This window comes from Massilia sp. X63, assembly GCF_041023745.1.
Taxonomy (GTDB): Bacteria; Pseudomonadota; Gammaproteobacteria; order Burkholderiales; family Burkholderiaceae_D; genus Telluria.
In genome coordinates, this window is the sequence record NZ_JBFTEF010000043.1 from 1 (window position 1) to 1,170 (window position 1,170).

Below are 1,170 nucleotides of genomic sequence, written 5' to 3' on the forward strand. Positions count from 1 at the left end.
GAGTGCGGCTACACTGAAAGGACAAATTTGGTGACATGTCTCGCACAAGACTGTTACCGCGGTTAGAAAATCTGCCAGGATTAACTAACCTTCGAAAAACCACCTGCCAGGGTGGTTTTTTCGTTTACAGAGCAAGAGATTACGACGCAACAGAAAGGATCTCAAGAAGTTCCTTGCTGTATTGCTACTATCCTAGAGATCTGACCCATTAGGGGCATTATCAGATGACGGCCTTGTAATCCACGATAAAAAACCCAGAAACCAGAAGAGTTGGCCCAACGACATATGGGTAATGACTCCAACTTACTGGTAGTATTTTAGGCACTGTTGCAAAGTTAGCGATGAGGCAGCCTTTTGTCTTATTCAAAGGCCTTACATTTCAAAAACTCTGCTTACCAGGCGCATTTCGCCCAGGGGATCACCATAATAAAATGCTGAGGCCTGGCCTTTGCGTAGTGCACGCATCACCTCAATACCTTTGATGGTGGCGTAAGCCGTCTTCATGGATTTAAATCCCAGCGTGGCGCCGATTATCCGTTTCAGTTTGCCATGATCGCATTCAATCACGTTGTTCCGGTACTTAATCTGTCGGTGTTCAACGTCAGACGGGCACCGGCCTTCGCGTTTGAGCAGAGCAAGCGCGCGACCATAGGCGGGCGCTTTATCCGTGTTGATGAATCGCGGGATCTGCCACTTCTTCACGTTGTTGAGGATTTTACCCAGAAACCGGTATGCAGCTTTGCTGTTACGACGGGAGGAGAGATAAAAATCGACAGTGCGGCCCCGGCTGTCGACGGCCCGGTACAGATACGCCCAGCGGCCATTGACCTTCACGTAGGTTTCATCCATGTGCCACGGGCAAAGATCGGAAGGGTTACGCCAGTACCAGCGCAGCCGTTTTTCCATTTCAGGCGCATAACGCTGAACCCAGCGGTAAATCGTGGAGTGATCGACATTCACTCCGCGTTCAGCCAGCATCTCCTGCAGCTCACGGTAACTGATGCCGTATTTGCAGTACCAGCGTACGGCCCACAGAATGATGTCACGCTGAAAATGCCGGCCTTTGAATGGGTTCATGTGCAGCTCCATCAGCAAAAGGGGATGATAAGTTTATCACCACCGACTATTTGCAACAGTGCCCGCTGAAGGGCTCAATCTGGGCCTGCGTAA

1 protein-coding gene is annotated in these 1,170 nt (G+C 50.3%); it reads right to left on the minus strand.

Annotated features, from left to right (window positions below; genetic code table 11):
• Positions 1–372: 372 nt before the first annotated feature.
• Positions 373–1,077, minus strand: a complete 705-nt coding sequence (locus AB3347_RS25850) for an IS6-like element IS26 family transposase (RefSeq protein WP_001067855.1) — start codon at positions 1,075–1,077, stop codon at positions 373–375.
• Between the last annotated feature and the right edge of the window lie 93 nt (positions 1,078–1,170).

Bases quoted from the DNA above. Each gene is read 5' to 3' on its own strand.
- AB3347_RS25850 (WP_001067855.1), bottom strand. From the start codon at position 1,077: ATGAACCCATTCAAAGGCCGGCATTTTCAGCGTGACATCATTCTGTGG.